General features: G+C 40.3%; 21 protein-coding genes. 12 read left to right on the top strand and 9 right to left on the bottom strand.

Annotated elements, in window-relative coordinates:
• The first annotated feature begins 12 nt into the window (after positions 1-12).
• Complete coding sequence (gene urtC, locus V7K46_RS03715) at positions 13-1,131, top strand: urea ABC transporter permease subunit UrtC (RefSeq protein ID WP_335111156.1); 1,119 nt, start codon at positions 13-15, stop codon at positions 1,129-1,131.
• Positions 1,106-1,852, top strand: a complete 747-nt coding sequence (urtD, locus tag V7K46_RS03720; protein WP_335111158.1) for an urea ABC transporter ATP-binding protein UrtD — start codon at positions 1,106-1,108, stop codon at positions 1,850-1,852. Before urtC ends, urtD begins: the two co-directional genes overlap by 26 nt.
• 33 nt (positions 1,853-1,885) lie before the next feature.
• Here urtD and V7K46_RS03725 read toward each other — a convergent pair whose 3' ends face one another.
• Entirely contained in the window at positions 1,886-2,479 is a 594-nt protein-coding gene (locus V7K46_RS03725) for a Uma2 family endonuclease (protein ID WP_335111160.1), read from the bottom strand.
• A 355-nt stretch (positions 2,480-2,834) separates the two neighbouring features.
• Here V7K46_RS03725 and V7K46_RS03730 point away from each other — a divergent pair, with 355 nt between their 5' ends.
• From V7K46_RS03730 to urtE, 4 genes are all read left to right on the top strand, one after another.
• Positions 2,835-3,089 carry a hypothetical protein gene (locus V7K46_RS03730; protein WP_335111162.1) on the top strand — a complete coding sequence of 85 codons (255 nt, stop codon included), beginning with the start codon at positions 2,835-2,837 and terminating at the stop codon, positions 3,087-3,089.
• Positions 3,090-3,345: 256 nt separating this feature from the next.
• Positions 3,346-3,627: a hypothetical protein gene (locus V7K46_RS03735; RefSeq protein WP_335111164.1), complete on the top strand. Its 282-nt coding sequence runs from the start codon at positions 3,346-3,348 to the stop codon at positions 3,625-3,627.
• Between the two features lie 17 nt (positions 3,628-3,644).
• Positions 3,645-4,049: a type II toxin-antitoxin system VapC family toxin gene (locus V7K46_RS03740; RefSeq protein WP_335111166.1), complete on the top strand. Its 405-nt coding sequence runs from the start codon at positions 3,645-3,647 to the stop codon at positions 4,047-4,049.
• A gap of 481 nt (positions 4,050-4,530) precedes the next feature.
• Positions 4,531-5,229: an urea ABC transporter ATP-binding subunit UrtE gene (gene urtE, locus V7K46_RS03745; protein WP_335111167.1), complete on the top strand. Its 699-nt coding sequence runs from the start codon at positions 4,531-4,533 to the stop codon at positions 5,227-5,229.
• Here the strand turns inward: urtE and V7K46_RS03750 are convergent.
• The gene (locus V7K46_RS03750; RefSeq protein WP_335111169.1) at positions 5,192-5,929 is read right to left on the bottom strand and encodes a hypothetical protein; all 738 of its coding nucleotides are present in this window, start codon (positions 5,927-5,929) and stop codon (positions 5,192-5,194) included. The two genes, urtE and V7K46_RS03750, sit on opposite strands and share 38 nt — an antisense overlap.
• Positions 5,930-6,003: 74 nt before the next feature.
• The gene (locus V7K46_RS03755) at positions 6,004-6,786 is read right to left on the bottom strand and encodes an ABC transporter permease (RefSeq protein WP_335111171.1); all 783 of its coding nucleotides are present in this window, start codon (positions 6,784-6,786) and stop codon (positions 6,004-6,006) included.
• A 149-nt stretch (positions 6,787-6,935) separates the two neighbouring features.
• Between V7K46_RS03755 and V7K46_RS03760 the strand changes: the two genes are divergently transcribed.
• Entirely contained in the window at positions 6,936-7,541 is a 606-nt protein-coding gene (locus tag V7K46_RS03760; protein ID WP_335111173.1) for a DedA family protein, read from the top strand.
• Positions 7,542-7,728: 187 nt separating this feature from the next.
• The gene (locus V7K46_RS03765) at positions 7,729-9,171 is read left to right on the top strand and encodes an FAD-dependent oxidoreductase (protein WP_335111175.1); all 1,443 of its coding nucleotides are present in this window, start codon (positions 7,729-7,731) and stop codon (positions 9,169-9,171) included.
• Positions 9,172-9,324: 153 nt separating this feature from the next.
• On the opposite strand, the gene V7K46_RS03770 is transcribed toward V7K46_RS03765, so the two are convergent.
• Complete coding sequence (locus tag V7K46_RS03770) at positions 9,325-9,882, bottom strand: hypothetical protein (RefSeq protein ID WP_335111177.1); 558 nt, start codon at positions 9,880-9,882, stop codon at positions 9,325-9,327.
• Between the two features lie 131 nt (positions 9,883-10,013).
• Between V7K46_RS03770 and V7K46_RS03775 the strand changes: the two genes are divergently transcribed.
• Both V7K46_RS03775 and V7K46_RS03780 read left to right on the top strand, forming a co-directional pair.
• On the top strand, positions 10,014-10,604 hold the full coding sequence (locus tag V7K46_RS03775) for a thioredoxin family protein (protein ID WP_335111179.1): 591 nt from the start codon (positions 10,014-10,016) through the stop codon (positions 10,602-10,604).
• Positions 10,605-10,627: 23 nt separating this feature from the next.
• Entirely contained in the window at positions 10,628-10,882 is a 255-nt protein-coding gene (locus tag V7K46_RS03780) for a hypothetical protein (protein WP_335111181.1), read from the top strand.
• Here the strand turns inward: V7K46_RS03780 and V7K46_RS03785 are convergent.
• The 4 genes from V7K46_RS03785 to V7K46_RS03800 all read right to left on the bottom strand — a co-directional run bounded on the left by V7K46_RS03785 (position 10,876) and on the right by V7K46_RS03800 (position 16,357).
• Positions 10,876-11,997: a sensor domain-containing diguanylate cyclase gene (locus V7K46_RS03785; protein WP_335111183.1), complete on the bottom strand. Its 1,122-nt coding sequence runs from the start codon at positions 11,995-11,997 to the stop codon at positions 10,876-10,878. The two genes, V7K46_RS03780 and V7K46_RS03785, sit on opposite strands and share 7 nt — an antisense overlap.
• A gap of 496 nt (positions 11,998-12,493) precedes the next feature.
• Entirely contained in the window at positions 12,494-12,724 is a 231-nt protein-coding gene (locus V7K46_RS03790; RefSeq protein ID WP_335111185.1) for a DUF6737 family protein, read from the bottom strand.
• 445 nt (positions 12,725-13,169) lie between these two features.
• Positions 13,170-15,206: an NAD-dependent DNA ligase LigA gene (gene ligA, locus V7K46_RS03795; RefSeq protein WP_335111187.1), complete on the bottom strand. Its 2,037-nt coding sequence runs from the start codon at positions 15,204-15,206 to the stop codon at positions 13,170-13,172.
• An 86-nt stretch (positions 15,207-15,292) separates the two neighbouring features.
• Positions 15,293-16,357 (bottom strand): vWA domain-containing protein, encoded by a 1,065-nt coding sequence (locus V7K46_RS03800; protein WP_335111189.1) that lies wholly within the window; start codon positions 16,355-16,357, stop codon positions 15,293-15,295.
• Between the two features lie 68 nt (positions 16,358-16,425).
• Here V7K46_RS03800 and V7K46_RS03805 point away from each other — a divergent pair, with 68 nt between their 5' ends.
• The gene (locus V7K46_RS03805) at positions 16,426-17,448 is read left to right on the top strand and encodes a glycerophosphodiester phosphodiesterase (RefSeq protein ID WP_335111191.1); all 1,023 of its coding nucleotides are present in this window, start codon (positions 16,426-16,428) and stop codon (positions 17,446-17,448) included.
• Between the two features lie 77 nt (positions 17,449-17,525).
• Complete coding sequence (locus V7K46_RS03810) at positions 17,526-18,620, top strand: DUF3466 family protein (protein WP_335111193.1); 1,095 nt, start codon at positions 17,526-17,528, stop codon at positions 18,618-18,620.
• Between the two features lie 588 nt (positions 18,621-19,208).
• Here V7K46_RS03810 and V7K46_RS03815 read toward each other — a convergent pair.
• Positions 19,209-19,904, bottom strand: coding sequence for an SAM-dependent methyltransferase (locus V7K46_RS03815; protein ID WP_335111195.1), 696 nt, complete (start codon positions 19,902-19,904; stop codon positions 19,209-19,211).
• Positions 19,905-19,959 lie beyond the last annotated feature (55 nt).

Here is a 19,959-nt window from a genome sequence, read left to right on the forward strand (position 1 = left end):
AGGACGCAGAGAATGAGAAGGAAGGGAGGGAGATTATTAATTGAGGTGGGGGTGGTGGTTGCGATCGCACTCTTGCTTATAATTATCATGCCAGTGATACTTTCGGAGTTTCGTCTGAATTTGTTGGGACGATTTTTGTCGCTGGCGATTGTGGCTTTGGGTATTGATTTGATTTGGGGTTATACTGGTTTACTAAGTTTGGGACATGGTATTTTCTTCGGTTTGGGTGGATATGCGATCGCAATGTACCTGAAGCTGCAAGTTCCTACTGGTGAATTGCCTGATTTCATGGGGCTTTATGGAGTTACAGAACTTCCCGCGTTTTGGAAACCTTTTTATTCTTTTCCTTTGACAATAGCTTCTGTGGTACTAATTCCAGGGTTATTGGCGGGATTGTTGGGATATTTAGTATTTCGTAATCGCCTCAAGGGAGTTTATTTTTCTATCTTGACTCAAGCCGGAACTATTGTATTTTTCAACTTCTTTAACGGTCAACAACAACTTTTCAACGGTACGAACGGACTGATAGATTTTACAACTTTGTTTGGGGCAACGGTTAGTGATGCGAAAACGCAATTTGTTTTCTACATCCTAACGGTAGTGTTTCTCGCAATCACTTACGGTATTTGTCGCTGGTTGACAACTGGACGCTTTGGGAGATTGTTAATAGCGATTCGTGATGATGAAAGTCGGGTAAGATTTTCTGGCTACGACCCTACAGATTATAAGGTATTGGTGTTTGCAGTTTCAGGTGCGATCGCAGGTATCGCAGGAGCATTTTACACCCTTCAGAGTGGTTCTGTATCACCCAGAGCAATGGATATTGCCTTTTCGATTGAAATGGTGATTTGGGTGGCTGTAGGGGGACGCGCTACTTTAATTGGGGCGATTGTGGGAACTTTGTTAGTAAATTATGCCCGCACTTTTTTAAGTGAACAATTTGCAGAAATCTGGCTATTTTTCCAAGGCGCACTATTTTTGATAGTCGTTACAGTCCTACCTGACGGCATAGTGGGATGGTTGCGTAGTCAGAATATTTCTCTTTTCAACCGTCGTCAACAAATTGCTACATATCCCACCTTGGAAGAAGACGCTGAAGTGCAACATGAACGCGAAAATATTGGAAACTGAAAACGTAACTGTTAGTTTTGACGGTTTTAAGGCGCTAAACCAGCTAAACTTTAGCATGGATGTGGGTGAATTGCGGGTAGTAATTGGCCCCAATGGTGCGGGAAAGACAACGTTTCTGGATGTGATTACCGGGAAAGTCCAACCAACCGTTGGGCGAGTTTTATTCAAAGGTAAAAACCTGCGTTCTTTACCTGAATATAAAATTGCGCGATTGGGAATTGGGCGCAAGTTTCAAACACCCCGAATTTATCTGAACTTAACGCCTCGTGAAAATCTAGAAATTACCAGTAACAATAATAAAAATGTCTTTTCTACTTTGTTTGAACGTTCTAATACTGCTGAAAAGAATAATATTAAAGGATTATTAGAAACTATTGGTTTAACTCCTAAAGCCGATATCAAAGCAGCTTTACTTTCCCACGGAGAAAAGCAACGTTTAGAAATTGGCATGTTAGTAGCACAGTCCCCTGACTTATTACTTGTTGATGAACCCGTAGCTGGTTTAACAGATGAAGAAACCTACAACATTGGCGAACTACTTTTAGCACTAGCGCAAAGTCATTCAATTTTAGTCATTGAACATGATATGGAATTTGTGCGTCAAATTGCCCGAAAGGTGACAGTGCTACATGAAGGTTCGGTGCTGTGCGAAGGGAATTTTGAACAAGTCCAAAATGACTCCCGCGTTATTGAAGTATATTTGGGGCAACAGCAAGAATGAAAAACTTAATCGTACTTTGTATTCACCTGGTAATTATGGTCGGTTTGCGCTGTTAAACACCTGCTCTACTGTTAACGCCCAATCAGCAATTACCACTGATTCCATGCAAGTCGCACCTGTAAATACCTTATCCTCATACTGTCCCTCCACCCACTGACAAATTGTAATTTGTTGCATCTGTGGGTCAACAATCCAATACTCCAATATTTCCCTAGCGGCATACTCCGTCCGCTTGTAGCGATAATCACGAACGCGGTTCGCCGTTCCCGGAGAAACAATTTCAATCACTAGCGCAGGCGGCAGCATATCACGGGTGAGGGTGGCACGAGGCGCATCAAGAAGGGCGACATAAGATTCTTCTGTGTGAACCATTAAGTCAGGTAAACGACATCTCGCCCGTCGCCCCGCCACCTCAATTTCTGTATCCTTGTGAGCAACTAAATAAAAGGGGAAATGTTTTAGTAGTTCAACGAATAGAAATCTTGCCAGATTGCTATTTTCCTGACTTTCTGGTGGCATCTCGACTAGTTCTCCATCCACCAACTCATAGCGCGTGTCTGTACCATCATCATAGGTAAGATACTCCTCAAAGGTCAGCAGTTTTTGGGTTTTCGTCGTTTGGGTCATTTGCTTTGCCTTCTTACCCTACACAGACTACCACTGAATATTATTGCCATTCTAATCGAATAGGTTCAATTAAGGAAAATCGCAGGTTGAGGAGCCACTGCCCTATTTCAGTTGTGAAAAATATTAGTGGTGGCTGTTATTTGACTACACTTGACAGTCAACAGTCACTGGTAAACCTTATGCTACATTAATATTACAATTTATCATCTATTGAGTGTTCAGTATTTTTCATCTCCCAACAATATCTACCAGTATTTCCATGATGAACTCGCAGTTTTAATGGTAATTTACTATCCAATTGATGCAATGACAGCTCGTTTAATCCAAGAGATTGATAAAAAACAATAAGAAAAATTTGAAACTTGACCAGGTAAGTTTAGAAGAGTACCTAAACTTATTTTTAAGCTTTTTCCTAGATTTAGGCAAAGTTGCTAGTACTTCTGTAGACATGACCAAAGCTCGTTCTAAGCTTATCGAGTATGGCTTCGCTAACCTAGCTCATCAGCACATTGGAAGATTGTATACTGATCCAGATGTTGAATCTCTCATGACACTTGCTTTTGAGCGCACTCTAAAAGACTTTCATGCTGAAGTGCTTAGTGCAGAATAACACACCAGTACAGCGCACGGAAGGAAGATTTTGGTGTTTAGTTATAGGCTACTTGCCACTACTAAACTCTGCCGTCATCACATATGTGATTTTATTTACCATATTTTTTGCCATCCTTGCGGTTATCAGTTGATGCACACCTTGGACATTGCATAGGCAACGCTCGAATTCATCTGTGAATCAGCCGAACCGCTTCAGAATATTTATGGAGAAAAGCTATAATTGCCCTAAACTTTAATTGAAATCGTTTATTCCTATGAGCCAACTGCTAACACTGGAATTAAGTGATGATGTCTATGCAGCTTTGCAGCAGCAAGCTGATGCCGTCGGGCTTTCGGTAGCAGAATTGATTGTGACATCTCTTGATGAGCAGCATGGTCTTCTCACTGGTACAAAGCTACAACCAGAAGTTCAGCCAGAAGAAGCACATCAACGGTTACTTAGTTATGCAGGTGCAATTAGCTTGGGTTATGCTACAGGTATAGATAACGAAAGCATTGATGCTGACTTGGCAAAAGCTTACGCCAATGACTTTTAAGCATTGGAATCTAGATTATGCTGCTTGATACGTCAGGATTGCTCTGCTTTCTTCATAAAGATGAGCCACAACATGAAAGGGCAGTTGAACTGATTGCTACTACAAGCAGAACTCGGCTTACGCACAACTATGTTTTAGCAGAATTAGTGGCTCTAGCATTAGTTCGAGGGTTTTCCCGTTCAATTGTACTGTCATACAGCCTTGAACTGATCAACAATTCAAGCGTTCAAATTGTATGGGTTGATGAGCCGCTACATCGAGAAGCAATAGATTTATTGTTAGCAAGACAGGATAAAACCTATTCGTTATGTGATGCTGTAAGTTTTGTGTTGATGCGTAGGCAAGGAATTATGGAGGCATTAACAACTGATAAACACTTTGAGCAAGAAGGTTTTACTCGTTTGTTGCGGTCAGTAGGCTAACATTGCTCTGCTACTTTTACCTGTGAGCCTATTACGCATCCTAAACTTGAGGTAATTGACCTAGCAAACTTTGGTTTTAAACTTGTAAATTAAGTTTTTGAACTCGAAAACTTAGTTTTGAACTCGAAAACTTAGTTTTGAACTTGAAAACTTAGTTTTGAACTCGAAAACTTAGTTTTGAACTTGAAAACTTAGTTTTGAACTTGGAAACTCAGTTTTGAACTTGGAAACTTAGTTTTGAACTTGAAAACTTAGTTTTGAACTCTAAAACTTAGTTTTGAACTCGGAAATTAGCTTCAAAACTCCTAGACCTGTTTTTTTGAACAAATTTCAGCAAATATACTTGCATTCCTCTTATTTGCTCATAGAAATGCCATATTTTGATATGATTTATCACGAAAAACACGATCAAAATGCCTAACCCAACGGCAGTTAAAATCTAAGGAAGCCTAAGTTCATCCTGTCTCCTCTCCCTTTCCCTATGCTAAAAATTTCTAACCTTAACGTTTACTACGGTGAAAGCCATATTCTCCGCAATGTAGATTTGAGCGTACCATCTGGGCAAATGATCTGCCTAATTGGACGCAATGGCGTAGGTAAATCTACATTACTCAAAACAATCATGGGTTTACTCAAACCCCGCAGCGGTACAATTAACTTAGCTGGAGAATTAATCAATTCTAAATCTCCCGACCAAAGGGCAAAGTTGGGAATTGGTTATGTCCCCCAAGGACGAGAAATTATCCCCCGTTTGACAGTCAAAGAAAATCTGCTGCTGGGGTTGGAAGCTAGACGTAAACCAGTAAAAAAAGCAGAAATTCCAGAGGAAGTTTTTAGCTTATTCCCGGTGTTAAAAATCATGCTTTCGCGGATGGGTGGTGATTTGAGTGGAGGACAGCAGCAACAATTAGCGATCGCCCGTGCTTTAATGGGGGAACCTCAATTACTCGTCTTAGATGAACCTACCGAAGGTATTCAACCTTCAATCATCTTAGAAATTGAAGCCGCAGTCCGTCGCATCGTCGAAACTACAGGCATTTCAGTTTTATTGGTAGAGCAACATTTGCACTTTGTCCGTCAGGCTGATTACTATTACGCCATGCAAAAAGGTGGTATTGTCGCCTCCGGTTCTACAGCCGAACTCAGCCAAGATGTGATTCAGCGCTTTTTAGCGGTTTAATTTTTGATATTTCCATATCAATTGTGTCAGCAGCAATCAAGTCTGCTGCTTCTTGTAAAAGCTCATTTTGTTCTTTTTGAATTGCTTCTAAGCGATTAGAAATTTCTGCTAATCGTTGTTGTTTATTTAGTTGAAAACTTTCAGGTAGTAAAGCTGGCATCTCAGTTGTTTTAGTAGTTGTGATTCGTTGAACACCAAAACTACCAACTTTAACTAAGGATAAAAAGCTAACTTTAATTAAAGCCTGAAGTAATTTTATCGGTACTCGGAGTATTGACCAACTAGCTGTTTCAATCAAACGGACAATTGCTTTAATAATGCTCCAAAGTAGAGCAAGTACAAACAGCAAAATCACTATACTAATAATTGGATGATTAGCCGCCCAACCGAGTATTTGAACTAACCGAAAAACTACAGGGTGTTGTGTCAGCCAATCACTTGCAGAAGATGCCAATGCTGTTTTTACTGCTCCAGATGTTGTACTCTTAAATTGCTCGGCTGTTTGCCAACTTTGCCCTAATGTTGTCGTAACTGTATCAATAGCCTTATCGGTCGTTGTAGTGGCTGTTGCCTTCAAAGACTCCCGAACTTGTTCTGCTGAATTAGTCAGAGAGTTAACACTTTCATTTACAAAATCTTTCACATTTTGCAAGCGTTGTAAAACTCCATTAGGCAAAGGTACGTCTATTTGAGATGCCATAACTTTTCATATGTTAATCTTTATGTTGCTCCAATAACTCTGGACAAGGCGCTGCTTTGTCTACCCTTCTCTCTCTAACTCGAAGCACTAGTATAAAACCGCAACGCAAATCGCCAAAACCAAGTGGAAACCAAAAACAGCACTACTGCTAATATTGCCGCACCTATCAACCAGCTAATTTCACTCCGACCCAACAGCGCTTGGGCTGGTACAGTAGTTAAAAAAGCTACTGGCATCACAAAGGTGAAGAAAAAGCGGTAAGCAGTGGGATATGCGGCGATGGGATATCGTCCAGCATCCAACAAACCACGCAATACTTCGGTAACGTTGTATACTTTGACGAACCAAATACTCGTCGCTCCCAGCATAAACCACAGGCTGTACAGAATCACCAAGCTGAACAATAACGGCAGCACACCAAGTAGATAGTTGTCTATTCCTACACCGAGACGTTTACCTGCGTAGCCAATAATAATACTACCAAAAATTAGATCCGGGAGTCCCCAAGGTGAAAGGGTATGGGTGGAAAGCCAAAACTGACTGCGGATAGGTTTTAATAATATAAAGTCCAAAGTACCTACCTGTACATAGTGGACAATGCGATTCAAGTTTGACGCCAGAAAAGTAGCAGAAAATCCTTGTAGTAAGGTAAAAATTCCCAGAACTACTAAAGCTGCTTCCCATGACCAACCACTAAAAGTGTAGCCAGTGCGGTAAAACAAGAATAGTCCAAAGAGGCTACCTGCAAGATTTCCCAAGCTGCTGATGGTAGCTATGAAAAAGTTAATCCGATACTCTAATTCTGATGCGATCGCAGCAGTCCAAAATAGTCTTAATACTTTCAAATATCTTTGCATTTTGCACCTTTAACATAAAATATGCTATCTGTAATTACATTTCCCAAGATTACACAATAACTTTACGTAAATTTAATATTACTTTTTATTCAGGAAAATTGCTAAACGTTAAGATGTGGTGGATCTATTGTTGAAAGGTAAGAAATTCTATGCATCTAGATTTACCACAACTGGTTAAATCAATTGGCTATCTTGGGGTATGGGCGATTATCTTTGCTGAATCTGGCTTGTTAATTGGTTTTTTTCTGCCTGGAGATAGTTTATTGTTCACTGCTGGATTTGTTGCATCTCAGAATTTACTGAACATTTGGGTTCTGATTTTTGGTGCTTTTATCTGTGCAGTCTTAGGTGACAATGTTGGCTATTTTACTGGGCATAAATTTGGCAGAAGACTATTTTCAAAAGAAGATTCATGGTTGTTTCATAAAAAACATCTTGTTAAAACCCAAAACTTTTATGAACAGCATGGTAAAAAAACGATTGTTTTAGCACGTTTTTTACCCATTGTACGGACTTTCGCGCCGATTGTGGCTGGGATTGGTGCTATGCATTATCGCACATTTATGTCTTACAACTTAGTCGGTGGCTTTATTTGGACATTCGGCATCACCATGTTAGGGTTTTTCTTAGGGAAATCTCTGCCACCTGAACAAGTAGATAAGTATTTGTTACCGATTATTGGATTAATTATAGTTATTTCTTTAGTGCCATCAATTATTCATGTAATACAAGAAAATAGAGCAAACAAAAGTTGAAATATTTTATGTAGTTCCTTAGTAAAGGCTAGTACCGCAAGGCGGAAGTCAAAAGTCAAAATAAATACAGCGTAAACGTTTCGTTAATTTGAAATGGGTTGTTTATTTCCCCCGCGCTGTACTAGTTAAATTTTAGAAAATTGTTTAGCCTAGTAATATACCACAGAACTTTTTTGCAAGAGGTCTAATGAATCATTCTTACAAGAAAAATGTTGTCATTATGGGAGGAGGCCCGGCGGGATTAGGCACAGCTTTAATGTTAGCGAAAAGAGGTTGGAAAGATATTACAGTTATTGAAAAAAGACCATCAGCAGATTATTACGAACCAGATAAATCCTTTAGTTATCAAATTGATGGTAGAGGGCAAAAATTAACTGATTTGTTAGAAATAACTGCCAAACTAGCTGATTTGAGTGTCGCTAATACTGAATTTTATTTGACTCTCATTCAAAAAGACGGCACACGCAAAACAACGAAACTGCCCATTACTGATTCTAAACGCAAGACTGCCTATTGGCTGCCAAGAGCATCTTTTGTGGAGTTACTTTACCAAGAAATTCATCAACATTGGCAAGATTCGATTCAGGTCTTATTTAATACTGAAGGTGTAGAAATTAAACAACATGTAGAGCATTTAGAAATTATTACCCAATCTCAATCTCAGGAAAAATTGAGCTTTATTCCTACTCTGATAGTAGGTTGTGATGGCTTAAACTCCATCGTGCGTGAAACTCTTCATCAAATGGAAGGTCAATCACATTCCTTTGAAATGCAAAAATTTCCTTCTCCCAGTTCAGGTTTAAAATACAAAATTCTCACTTTACCTCCTCAATTTCCCTTATCAGAATCAGAAGGAGATTTAGCACAAACTACAATGGCTTACGCCATTAGGTCTACTTTTAAAGGGCGTAAAAAAGCAATTTCTTTGGGGTTATTACCCTTTAAAAATCCTCATAAACCTAGAACTGCGAATATTATTACCTACCCAGATCATCAAATCTGGCAATTAGAAACAAAAGAAGAAGTTAAACAATTCCTGACAGAAGCATTTCCTCAGCTTCCCCTAGAAAAGATTATTTCTCCTGAAGAAATAGCTAGATTTACATCTAGTGATGGGGGTAAATTTCCGATTCCTCAATATTGTTCAGGCTTGTATCAAATTTGGGGAAAACCTGAAGATAATCAAGGAACAGCGGTAATTTTATTGGGAGATGCAACTCATTGTTTTCCTCCCGACATTGGACAAGGCGTTAATTCTGCCTTAGAAGATATCTATCAAATCCATGAAATTTTGGCAGCAACTCAAGATAATCTCTCTCAAGCACTTCCTCGCTATCAAAGCTTACGTCAACCAGATATTAAAGCCTTAATCCGTTTAGCACAAATTAGTTATCCTTGGCAATATAATCAAGACCTTCTACAGAAGCGATTATGGAGTATTAACTTCTTTATGCGCTTACTTTTGAATCGTTTATTTCCTTTCTTATTTAGTCCTCACTCCTTTTTACTGATTCAGAATCATGAACTATCTTACTCAGAAATTCTCGCTAAAAGTAATAGAACTACTCAAGTTTTAGCTATTTTAGGAGGATTGGCAATATTGACTTTAATCGTGAGTTTGATGACTTAGAAATAAAAACTTTTTGAGTTCTAAAAGCGAGTTGCAGTGAGTCCGATGTTTATTAATTTTTGAATTGGTGCTGTAGATTGTTAACTACGCTATAAATCTATCTCAATTGCCACGGCTGTTTCACTCTTAAGTAAAATCAAACTCTGACGTTAGCTAGGGATTAATCGCCGAATTAGCCATTTTTATCAAAGAAGTGCGATCGCCTGCTTTGACACCAATAACATACTGTACACCCTTTTGCCGCCAAGTCAAGGTAGCATCTGAGCAACCAGCACCACAAGTAAAATCTACAAAATAGCCAGTGATGCCCTTAGCTAAGGATACACGTTTCCCTGTCAGGCTGGGTGTTTTGCGGGTTACAGCTTCAGCAGAAACAATGCCCAAACGACAGGCAGAGGCACCATTACAATCGGGAGTGAAACCCAATAAAATCTCGTACTTTTTTTGTGTAGCAGCTTCTATAATTGCATAAATTGGATTTTCCCCATCTGACTCAGGAATAAACTTCGGCAATAAAATCTTAATTTGAGTCTTTTGTTTTAATTTGGGCAGAATAGATTTAAAAACTGGGTGTGGCTGGGTTTGACTTTGCTGTGCTATCAGTTGGGACTGGTTGTTTATAGTGGCGATCGCTGACTTGTGAAAGCTACTAACGCTGACTAATAAAAATACAGCACACACAGCACTGTTATTTCTGAAGCTTAAAATCATCTTTTAAAACCTATATCATCTAAAGTACTTATTTGTAATACCCATTTTGAGGATCAAATTACGTATTAAAGAGTGCTTGGAGTCAGCTAGACTGAAGAAGAAATTGCTTAATAAGTTTTTATAATTCTGTTATGAGTACTGATTCATCTGTTAATTCCCCCGATAAATCTGAATCCACATTCGGGAAGCGTTTGAGAAACTTCTTGATTGTAATGGTAGCGATCGCTCTGGGCGTTGCCCTGATCTTAGGATTGCGAACTGAAACAACCTCGGTTTCCCTTACCAAGTTAAGCGATTCGTCCACACCGCTAGAAGTAGCAATCAGCAACGGCAAACCATCTTTAGTAGAGTTTTATGCAGATTGGTGTACTGTCTGTCAAAAAATGGCACCAGATATCGCTCAACTAGAAACAGAGTATGCTAACAAGATGAATTTTGTCATGCTGAATGTGGATAATACGAAGTGGCTACCAGAGATGTTGAAATATCGGGTGGATGGGATTCCCCATTTTGTATTTCTGAGTCAGCAAGGGGAAACCATAGCCCAAGCGATCGGTGATCAACCCCGGACGATTATGGCTAGCAACTTAGAAGCTTTGGTTACTGGTTCGTCTCTCCCCTATGCTGAAGCTAGCGGGAAAGTTTCTAAATTTTCAGCCCCAGTAGCACCAGCGGCTAGTCAAGATGATCCCCGCAGTCATGGCAGCCAGGTGGTAAATTAGCAAAAACAACAGGATCTTGAAGTTTGGGCGATAAAAAGGAAATCCAAAGCAGGCAGACTTCCTTAATGCGATCGCCCCAAAACTTCACTTTTAATGTCTGTCAAAAGCTCGCTTGTCCGGCCACCAAGTATGCGATCGCATCAAGCCATTTTGAAAGCAACTTAGGATTTGTGAGCGGAAGTTGGGAATGCATCAGTATGGAAGCGATCGCAGCCCGTGCTGGGGTAGGTAAACCTTATTTTATTATCCAAAATCCAAAATTGATTCACCTTCACTGAATAGATTTCCGCTTAAGACGCTTATGAGCGTACATTAATTTGTCAGACCTGGCGATTAGTTCTTCTAGTGACATATTGCTTTCTGGTAAGTAACGCTCTATGCCCATACTCATCGAAAGTTCATAGCTACGGTTTTGCTTTTGATTAAAGTTGGCGATATTTGCTTGCAGACGCGTTCGGATGCTATTAGCGTCCTTAAAGTAGCTGGAGATGAAAATAATGAACTCATCTCCACCCAAGCGGGCAACAATATCCGAGTTCCGAAAACTTTGCTTGAGTAATTCAGCAGCATCAACAATCAAGGCATCTCCCATGTCGTGACCAAGGGTGTCGTTAATCTGTTTTAGCCCATCTAAATCAATGAAGATAACCCAGCACAAAACTTTCATGCGGTGAGCAAATTTTAACCGTTGTTCAGCCATCACGAAGAAGCCACGTCGGTTATACAAACCTGTTAGTTCATCGGTCAGCGATAATTGCCTTCCTTCCATCTCTGCTTGTTTGCGGTTGTGAACCTCCTGAATGAGTTCCATCTGAGCGATGACCTGCCGAGTTAGGCGGCGCAGTGCATCCAACTGCTGGTAACTTAGTACACGAGGAACGGTATCGAGCACACACAACGTTCCGACGGGAAAACCATTGGCCGTAACTAGTGAAGCGCCAGCATAAAAACGAATTTTGGGATTATTTTTGACTAAAGGATTGTTAGCAAAGCGATCATCCTTGATGGCGTTGGGAACCACTAATATATCCTTTGATTGAAGAATGGCATGGGAGCAAAAACCCCACTCTCTGGGTGTTTCTGTAGCTTTTAATCCAAAATTAGATTTAAACCATTCGCGATCGGCATCAACTAAGCTAATTAAAGCAATTGGCGTCTTACAAACGTAGGCAGCAAGAGCAGTTAGGTCATCAAATGCTTGTTCAGGTAGGGTATCCAGAATATTGTAGTCCGCCAATGCTTTGAGCCTTTCTGTTTCATTTTCAGTTAAAGAAACAGCTTGCGTTTTCACAGATGAGTGTCTGAGCCTTAACCAGGAAAGTCTGGGACGGTGGAAATTTTGCAACAACCGCAGGGTTACCTCTCCAGTATCAAGGTTACGTAATCTAAACATCTGTGCAACAAAAATCAATATTCGGTTAAATATACAGAAATATTGTATTACATGATCATCTTCATACCTTTAGTTTACTCTGTTGTTCATGTCACCTAACTTTAACTATGCAAATTCCCTGAGTATGCAGATGCTTACAAGGTCTTGTACCCAAAGCTAGGTTGAAAATTATCAATGTAGGTTAAAAATTATCAAAACTTAATTAAGATGTAAGAGTTCTTCCTCAATACTTAATATTTTTGATACTTTTAATTTTTATAGATGCATATAAGTACCGAGGTACGGCTTCCAACCCTCGGTACTTATCCTTATGGTCTATTCTTTACCAGAGGCTGCGCCGAGCTTGCTTCTCCGTAGAAGTACGGAAGCAGCGAGGCAGGAAAAATCTTTTCTCTAAAATTCGCAGTTAAGAGACATCAAGAAATAGACAACCAACCAGAACGGTAAAATAATTTTCTCTCCCTAGAGCAATTTCCAGTAACACATCAAGCTCAAATTAGTCTTTATACGACTCCAAAATACCACTGCGAATCATTAGTTGTGGCCAAAACAATACGAAAAATCCCATCCACGTCACTACAGGAATAGAGACGATAACTGTTAGCCAGATAGTTTTAAATAGTAACCAGCTACCACCAATCAGTGTTACACCTGTGAGAACTATAGACCAGGGTTGACACCACCAAGGTTTGTAATTCCAGGGACTTACGGGCTTTTGTTCAGACATTGGTTTTATTTAATAAAACTCCAAATTTTCCTTTAACAATTTTTAGGATAAATGCAGATAAATTCAATGGTATTACTATAGCGCTTCTCGTTTATATTCAATACACTTTGACCTCACTCCTTTTAGGAGAGAGGCTTTGAATTTTACCTCCTAACGCTACCTGACTTTTCACGGTATCTGGAAAACCTCACTTCTATTTCTCTCTCCTAAAAGGAGGAGCCACTGCGCCTTTGCGCTCTGCCGACTTGAAGCACGTGGCGTTAGAGACTTTGAATTTTCCCCCTTAGAGTGTCGGGAAGGGGGTTAGGGGGTTAGGTTTTTCGTGGGCTTTTCCACATGATCTGAATTGTCAGCTAACGCTACAAGAGTTAGAGGGAGAGGTGTAAGTCCTGTCCTTAACCCAAGCGTATTGTGATCTGAGCGTGACGGGTTTGCCAGATATACATCAATCCTCAAGTATCTCCAATAACTGCACCTCACTTAACTGCGTAATTCCCAAGGAAAGCGCTTTTTCTAATTTAGAACCTGCATCTTCTCCTACCACCAAATAATCTGTTTTTTTACTCACTGAATCAGTCACTTTTCCACCAGCTTTTTGAATCAAAGCCTTTGCATCATCTCGCTTTAAGGTTGGCAATGTACCCGTAACTACAAAAGTTTTACCTGCAAATTTTTGATTACCATCACCAACTGTTTTTGTTGACTCTGTGGCAGTTAATTGCAATCCTTCTGCTTGTAAGCGTTCTATCAACTTTTGGTTGGCATCAATCCGAAACCACTGGTACACAGATTGGGCAATTTCAGCACCAATACCGTAAATTCCTTCAATATCTGATTGCTTTGCTGTCGCTAACTGGTCTACAGTGAAATATTTCTGAGTCAACAATTGGGCATTTACACTGCCAACGTGACGGATGCCTAAACCATACAATACCCTTGACCAAGGTTGGTTTTTCGATTGAGCGATCGCATCTACCAACTTTTCTGCTGACTTTTGCCCCATCCTTTCCAATGCACACAATTTCTCTGCTGTCAACTCATATAAATCGGCGACGGAATGCACCAAAACTTTATCAACGAGTTGATATACCAACTTTTCCCCCAAGCCTTTAATATCCAAGGCATCACGACTTACCCAATGTTCAATGGAACCTTTGAGAATCGCTGCACAGGAAGCATTAACGCACCGAGTTACCGCCTCACCTGATTCTCGCACCACTGGTTGACCACAGACTGGGCAATCAGTGGGCATAATAAAGGGTTCAGTGTCAGCAGGGCGAAGTTCTTTGATTACCCTCACCACTTCTGGGATGATTTCCCCAGCTTTGCGGACAATGACAGTATCGCCAATGCGGATGTCCAATTGAGTAATGCGATCGCTATTATGTAAAGTCGCGCGGGAAACTGTTGTTCCCGCCAGTTGCACAGGGCGCATCTCGGCTAATGGGGTCAACGCCCCCGTTCGTCCCACATTCACAGCAATATTTTCCACACGGGTGGGTGCTTCTTCAGCTGGGTACTTCAAAGCGATCGCCCAGCGAGGGAATTTCTGCGTAAACCCTAGCTGTTCTTGAAGTTTAAAAGAATTCAGCTTCACTACTACCCCATCAGTCATGTAGGGTAAATTCAGCCGTTCCGTATCCCAGTATTCATAATATTTTGCCACTTCTGCGATCGAGCCACACAGTTTGTGGTTAGGGTTGACTCGAAAACCCATCTTTTTTAACAACTCCAACGCTTCCCATTGGGTATTGGCAATACTGGTGTCATCTCTACCAGGAATGTGCAAGGTGTAACCAAAAAAATCTAACCGCCGTTTAGCGACAATGCGGGAATCTAGTTGTCTGAGTGTACCAGCTGCGGCATTACGGGGATTGGCAAATAATTGCTCACCTGCTTTTTGCCTTTGCGAGTTAATTTGTTTAAATACTTCCAACGGCAAAAACGCCTCGCCGCGCACTTCCACCTTTTCCAGAATTTCTAATCCTTCAAAATTCAAACGCAAGGGAATTGAGCGAATTGTCCGCACATTTTGGGTGATATCTTCACCCGTCACCCCATCACCTCTAGTTGCACCCCTAACTAGAATGCCATTTTGATAGGTAAGAGCCAAAGCAGAACCATCAATTTTGAGTTCACTGACATATTCCACTGAGTCTATTTTAGATACTTGTCGCCGCCAACGCTGATCCCAAGCTTGCAACTCATCAATATTGAATGCATTCTCCAAACTGTACAAGGGGATATTATGCCGCACCGAAGTAAACTGAGTATGCCTAAGCTCACCTACGCGCACAGTCGGACTATCGGGAGTCGCCAATTCTGGATACTGAATTTCAAGTTGTTGCAATTCTCGATATAACTGGTCATAAACTGCATCCTCCATGATTGGAGCATCTAAAACGTAATAAGCATAACTGGCTTGTTGCAATAACTGGCGCAATTCTTCTGTGCGCTTTACTTCCGGCTTAATCTGGGTCATTAGACTTATTACAAAATACCTAGCGAATAGAATAGCCTGCATAAGCAGGCTTTGTTTGGGTAGCTGCGACTTGTAGTCGTTGGGATTTAGCGATCCCAGTCTTCGACTTCATATAAAAATCGAGTTTTGCCAATCAATTTACGATTAGCAGAGGTACTTTGGACAAACACAACATACTTTTCTAGGTTACTCGGTTTAATCCTAATCGTTGCATCCATCGGTAGACCTAACATTTCTCGTGCCGCACCTCCTTCAAATAAATCACCCGTTCCCCGATCCATTAAAATAATTTCTTTTTGAGCCTGGATAGTTTCTGTTTTTGTGAATTCGTAGAAACCCCGCCCAACTTGAAAACTCAAACCATTTTCCAATACAAAGGCTTTAATTGAAATATCTTGTTCAATCTCTAAAATCTGGAAACGCCCTGGAGTAACTGCCCGTAAATCAGCCGATTCGTAATAGGATGTTGCTTCCCGGTTCATCATGGTGTTAAATATTTTATTTAACCCCCGGCTCATGCGTCCTTGGTCAATTACTTCTTGTTCATAAGCTTGTAGCTGTTCATTAGAAGATTGTTGGTAGCAAACTGCTAAAAACAAGTCACTAATATACGAAAACTGGTCTAAGTTGATATGAAAACCGCCAGACTTTTCGGCAAGTTCTTGATAAAAAGGAGTAGCATGAGAGCGATTGAGTGCTTGAACTCCGTAAACTGTAATTTCTGCCTCAGCTAATTTATCTAACTCTTTGCGCCAATTCAGTTTTTTAGGATTGTGTGCTGGAGGATGGGGAATATCATCGCCAATCAAAACCAATGATTTTGTTGCTGATTTTGACCAAGATAAAGATTGGGATTCATGTAATACTAACTCGTAACATTCTGGTGCATCTCCACCACCAGTAGGTGCGACATTTTGCACAAAATCACAGATAGCATCAACATCACCGGATATATTAAATGTTTTGGTGACATAAGTTGAGCCTTCATCACAGTAGTCACCATGAGCAATAATCCCAATCCGAATCAAGGGAATTTCGTCTATCAGCCTGGTAACGGTATTTTTGATTTTTCGCCGTACCTGGGTAAGACAAGGATACATACTCCCAGTTGTATCAAAACTGAAAACAATCTCAATATTATTACTAGTCATCTGCTCACCTAAATCACCTAAATTAATATTTAATTTTTAACTTACAAAATTACAAATGGCACGCAATCATGGTAAAAAATTTTACAGGTAAACCGCCAATTATCATTGCTCACCGAGGTGCTAGCGGCTATCGTCCAGAACACACTTTAGCTGCTTATGAATTAGCGATCGCACTGGGCGCTGACTATATTGAACCTGATTTAGTTTCCACTAAAGACGGTATTTTAATTGCTCGTCACGAAAATGAGATTTCGGAAACTACTGACGTTGCTATCCATGCAGAATTTGCTCAACGTCAAACCACCAAAATAATTGATGGCGAATCAAAAACAGGTTGGTTTACTGAAGATTTTAGCCTGGCAGAATTGAAAAGACTACGAGCCAAAGAGCGAATTCCTCAACTGCGATCGCAAAATACTGCCTATGATGGACTCTTAGAAATTCCCACGCTGCAAGAAATCATTGATTTAGTTAAAAGTAAAAGTGCCGAAATTAATCGGGCAATCGGCATTTACCCAGAAACTAAACACCCAACTTACTTTAAATCTATTGGGTTAGCCTTAGAAACACCCCTACTTGCAACTTTGACAGCCAACGGTTATCAGGGAGCTAATGCACCTGTTTTTATTCAGTCTTTTGAAGTGAGTAATTTACAAGATTTATCCACAAAGACTGATTTACCTCTAGTACAATTGCTGAATAACAGTGGTAAACCTAATGATTTTGTAGTGAGTGGTAATGATAACACCTATGCAGATTTAGCAACTGCATCAGGTTTAAGGGAGATTGCTAAATATGCACAAGGGGTTGGTATTCATAAAAATTTGCTGGTTCCTAGAGATAGTAGTGGTAAATTGCGTAGACGCGGAGCGGCTTGTCGCCAGACATCGCCTACATCTTTAGTCACAGATGCTCATGCGGCTGGTTTGCTGGTTCATGTCTGGACTTTCCGCAATGAAGACTGCTTTTTACCGTTGGACTTTCAAGGAAATCCCCAAGGCGAATATGAACTTTTTTTTAGCTTAGGTGTTGATGGCGTATTTAGCGACTACCCAGATACGGCAGGTTTTTACTCTACTGTCCAGTGGTAATTTAGTAGAGTAATAAAAAATCATGGAAAAGTCACATGCTTTTACTTAAGTGGAAATCCTGTATAACAGCAATAACCTTGACCGCAATCAGTCTTACTGCATCCAAGTCGGTATTGGCGGCATCTCTATACTCAGTTACTGACTTAGGCGCTCTTACCGGACAAGCTTTCAGTTATGCTATAGGCATCAATGACTCAGGTGAGGTAGCCATTAATTCTTTAACGAGTCCTTTTTTTTACAGCAATGGTTTACTTAAAAAAATTAGTCCCCTGCCTGGCGATAATCAACTTGGAGTAGCTAGTATCAATAACTTGGGGCAAGTAGTTGGTAATTCGAGTAGTAGCAATAACTTTACTAGAAATAACCCTTTCCTATACAGCAATGGCATCACCCAACCCCTCTCTATCCAAAACGCTATTCCTTATGCGATTAATGATCGCACCCAAATAGTAGGGGGAGCAAGCGAACTTGGGCCTTTTTTATACAGTGATGGGATAGCAACCAGCATAGGAACTCCTGGTAATGTTGCCTACAGTTTAAATAACTTAGGACAAGTAGTAGGTATTCTCAGTTCAAACACAGCTTTTCTGTACGAAAACGGCCAAACTACTAATTTGGGAACTTTGCCAGATGACGCGTACAGCGTAGCAAATGATATTAATGACTCAGGACAAGTGGTAGGTGGTTCGGGACTCATTGGAGTAGATGATGGTCGTGCTTTTCTGTACAGTTCCAGCACGGGACTTCAAGACCTCGGTACGTTACGTCCTACAGATTTGTTCAGTCTTGCTGTGGGGATCAATAATTTAGGTCAAGTAGTCGGGTTTTCTGGCACTAACAATGACTTTTATACAACAGATGGCAATGGTTTGCGGGCTTTTCTTTATAGTGATAACACTCTGTACGACCTGAATGACCTGATTGCTCCTGGTTCAGACCCTAGCTTTACTTTGACAGCAGCATCTGCCATTAATAATAATGGACAAATTGTTGGTCGTGGTGCAGTTAATGGTGAATTACACGCATTCCTCTTGACACCAACCTCATCTGTCTCTATAGCTGAACCAACTTCAAGCGTTCCTATTTTATCGTTCGGTGCTATTGTAACTTTATTTGCGGCACTCAAGCACAAACGTCACTCTAGTAGTGCAGCCATAGAACAAACAAGTTAATGCAATAACTTCAGGTAAACAAAGTGATTATTTGAGAATATGGATTTATTTAATATCGCGTAATTCCTCTTCCTGCAAAACGTTAAGAGGTTGTTTGAAAAGTGGTTGGCTGTGATTTTAGGCACTAACTGATCCCCCCTAGCCCACGCCAGTTGCTCCACTTAGGGAAACCCCTACAGCCCTTCCCTAACGGGACGCCTTGCGGCGAACGGGCATCCTACGGCAGGCGCTAGCCTCTCACGAATGGGAGAAGACCGCGCTGGCTGCCCTTAAAAGGGGGGAACCGGAATCAAAGTCTCCCTTTGTAAGGGGGATTTAGGGGGATCTAGAACGTATTGTTACCGAGAAAACTTTTCAAACATCCTCTAAGGAGAACTACGCGATCCTTACTGCAAAATACGTTTACGCACTGGCTCTAAAACCAAAAGTGAAAAGCGATGTCTACGACCGGCTATTTGGCGTCGCACCTATGCAAATTTAGTGACTGAATCATGTTGAAAAGATATTGCTAAATATATACATAGGCGGTTGACATTTAGAAAAATTCACTATTTCCTAGAGACAAGATTGGGAAGTTGTTCTCAATTTTCACAAACTAGTTATCACCTGAGCTAATTGATTAGATAAATCAACTACAGAATCTTGGCATTTTTTAAATAAAACACCAGCTAAAAAATAATAATCGCCAGAATAAAAGGCCATTTTATTTTTTCGGAGTTCTTCTATGTGGTTCTTTACCTTAGGATCAGAGCTATAGTAGCCAAACTCCAAAGGTAACACCATGAACTTTTGAACACGATATCCATTTTCTTTTGCTAGGTTCAGCGTACTTATAGGATTAGAAAAGCTAGATATTAAAACCAACACATTTTCATAACCTAACGACAAAAGCTCATTGGTAATTGTGGCTCCATCTACGCCCCCAAATAAGAGTGGCATATAAATATCATTATCTGGTGCAGGGAGATATGGTGGATTCGCTACAAGATACTCTGCATCGGGTTGAGAAGAATTAAACAAAGATGAATTATGGATTATGTATTTATTAGTGAGATTAAATTCATCGATAGTTGAATTGGCGACTTTCCATGCAGAAGTATTTAATTCAAATCCCTGAATTACACCATTAAACTTGTTTCTTAGTAAGGAATTAATTACAGGACTACCATCTCCTGAACCAAACTCCACAATAGATTCGGAATTTTTACAATTTCTGATCACAAAGCTTTCTAAACAGTTGGAGTAGAAATTAGATTCTTCAGGACAAAAAAAGATATCTTTCATTTGACTACAATTCAATGTGTAAGGTATAATCAATGTGATTGAAGGTTATTTCCTA

Origin of the sequence: Nostoc sp., from assembly GCF_036917395.1 — a bacterium.
Classification (GTDB): Bacteria; Cyanobacteriota; Cyanobacteriia; order Cyanobacteriales; family Nostocaceae; genus Nostoc.

What these genes read in the sequence shown, in the direction of transcription:
- urtC (WP_335111156.1), top strand. Translation starts at nt 13, where the DNA reads ATGAGAAGGAAGGGAGGGAGATTATTAATTGAGGTGGGGGTGGTGGTT.
- urtD (WP_335111158.1), top strand. Translation starts at nt 1,106, where the DNA reads ATGAACGCGAAAATATTGGAAACTGAAAACGTAACTGTTAGTTTTGAC.
- V7K46_RS03725 (WP_335111160.1), bottom strand. Translation starts at nt 2,479, where the DNA reads ATGACCCAAACGACGAAAACCCAAAAACTGCTGACCTTTGAGGAGTAT.
- V7K46_RS03735 (WP_335111164.1), top strand. Translation starts at nt 3,346, where the DNA reads ATGAGCCAACTGCTAACACTGGAATTAAGTGATGATGTCTATGCAGCT.
- V7K46_RS03740 (WP_335111166.1), top strand. Translation starts at nt 3,645, where the DNA reads ATGCTGCTTGATACGTCAGGATTGCTCTGCTTTCTTCATAAAGATGAG.
- urtE (WP_335111167.1), top strand. Translation starts at nt 4,531, where the DNA reads ATGCTAAAAATTTCTAACCTTAACGTTTACTACGGTGAAAGCCATATT.
- V7K46_RS03750 (WP_335111169.1), bottom strand. Translation starts at nt 5,929, where the DNA reads ATGGCATCTCAAATAGACGTACCTTTGCCTAATGGAGTTTTACAACGC.
- V7K46_RS03755 (WP_335111171.1), bottom strand. Translation starts at nt 6,786, where the DNA reads ATGCAAAGATATTTGAAAGTATTAAGACTATTTTGGACTGCTGCGATC.
- V7K46_RS03760 (WP_335111173.1), top strand. Translation starts at nt 6,936, where the DNA reads ATGCATCTAGATTTACCACAACTGGTTAAATCAATTGGCTATCTTGGG.
- V7K46_RS03765 (WP_335111175.1), top strand. Translation starts at nt 7,729, where the DNA reads ATGAATCATTCTTACAAGAAAAATGTTGTCATTATGGGAGGAGGCCCG.
- V7K46_RS03770 (WP_335111177.1), bottom strand. Translation starts at nt 9,882, where the DNA reads ATGATTTTAAGCTTCAGAAATAACAGTGCTGTGTGTGCTGTATTTTTA.
- V7K46_RS03775 (WP_335111179.1), top strand. Translation starts at nt 10,014, where the DNA reads ATGAGTACTGATTCATCTGTTAATTCCCCCGATAAATCTGAATCCACA.
- V7K46_RS03785 (WP_335111183.1), bottom strand. Translation starts at nt 11,997, where the DNA reads ATGTTTAGATTACGTAACCTTGATACTGGAGAGGTAACCCTGCGGTTG.
- V7K46_RS03790 (WP_335111185.1), bottom strand. Translation starts at nt 12,724, where the DNA reads ATGTCTGAACAAAAGCCCGTAAGTCCCTGGAATTACAAACCTTGGTGG.
- ligA (WP_335111187.1), bottom strand. Translation starts at nt 15,206, where the DNA reads ATGACCCAGATTAAGCCGGAAGTAAAGCGCACAGAAGAATTGCGCCAG.
- V7K46_RS03800 (WP_335111189.1), bottom strand. Translation starts at nt 16,357, where the DNA reads ATGACTAGTAATAATATTGAGATTGTTTTCAGTTTTGATACAACTGGG.
- V7K46_RS03805 (WP_335111191.1), top strand. Translation starts at nt 16,426, where the DNA reads ATGGTAAAAAATTTTACAGGTAAACCGCCAATTATCATTGCTCACCGA.
- V7K46_RS03815 (WP_335111195.1), bottom strand. Translation starts at nt 19,904, where the DNA reads ATGAAAGATATCTTTTTTTGTCCTGAAGAATCTAATTTCTACTCCAAC.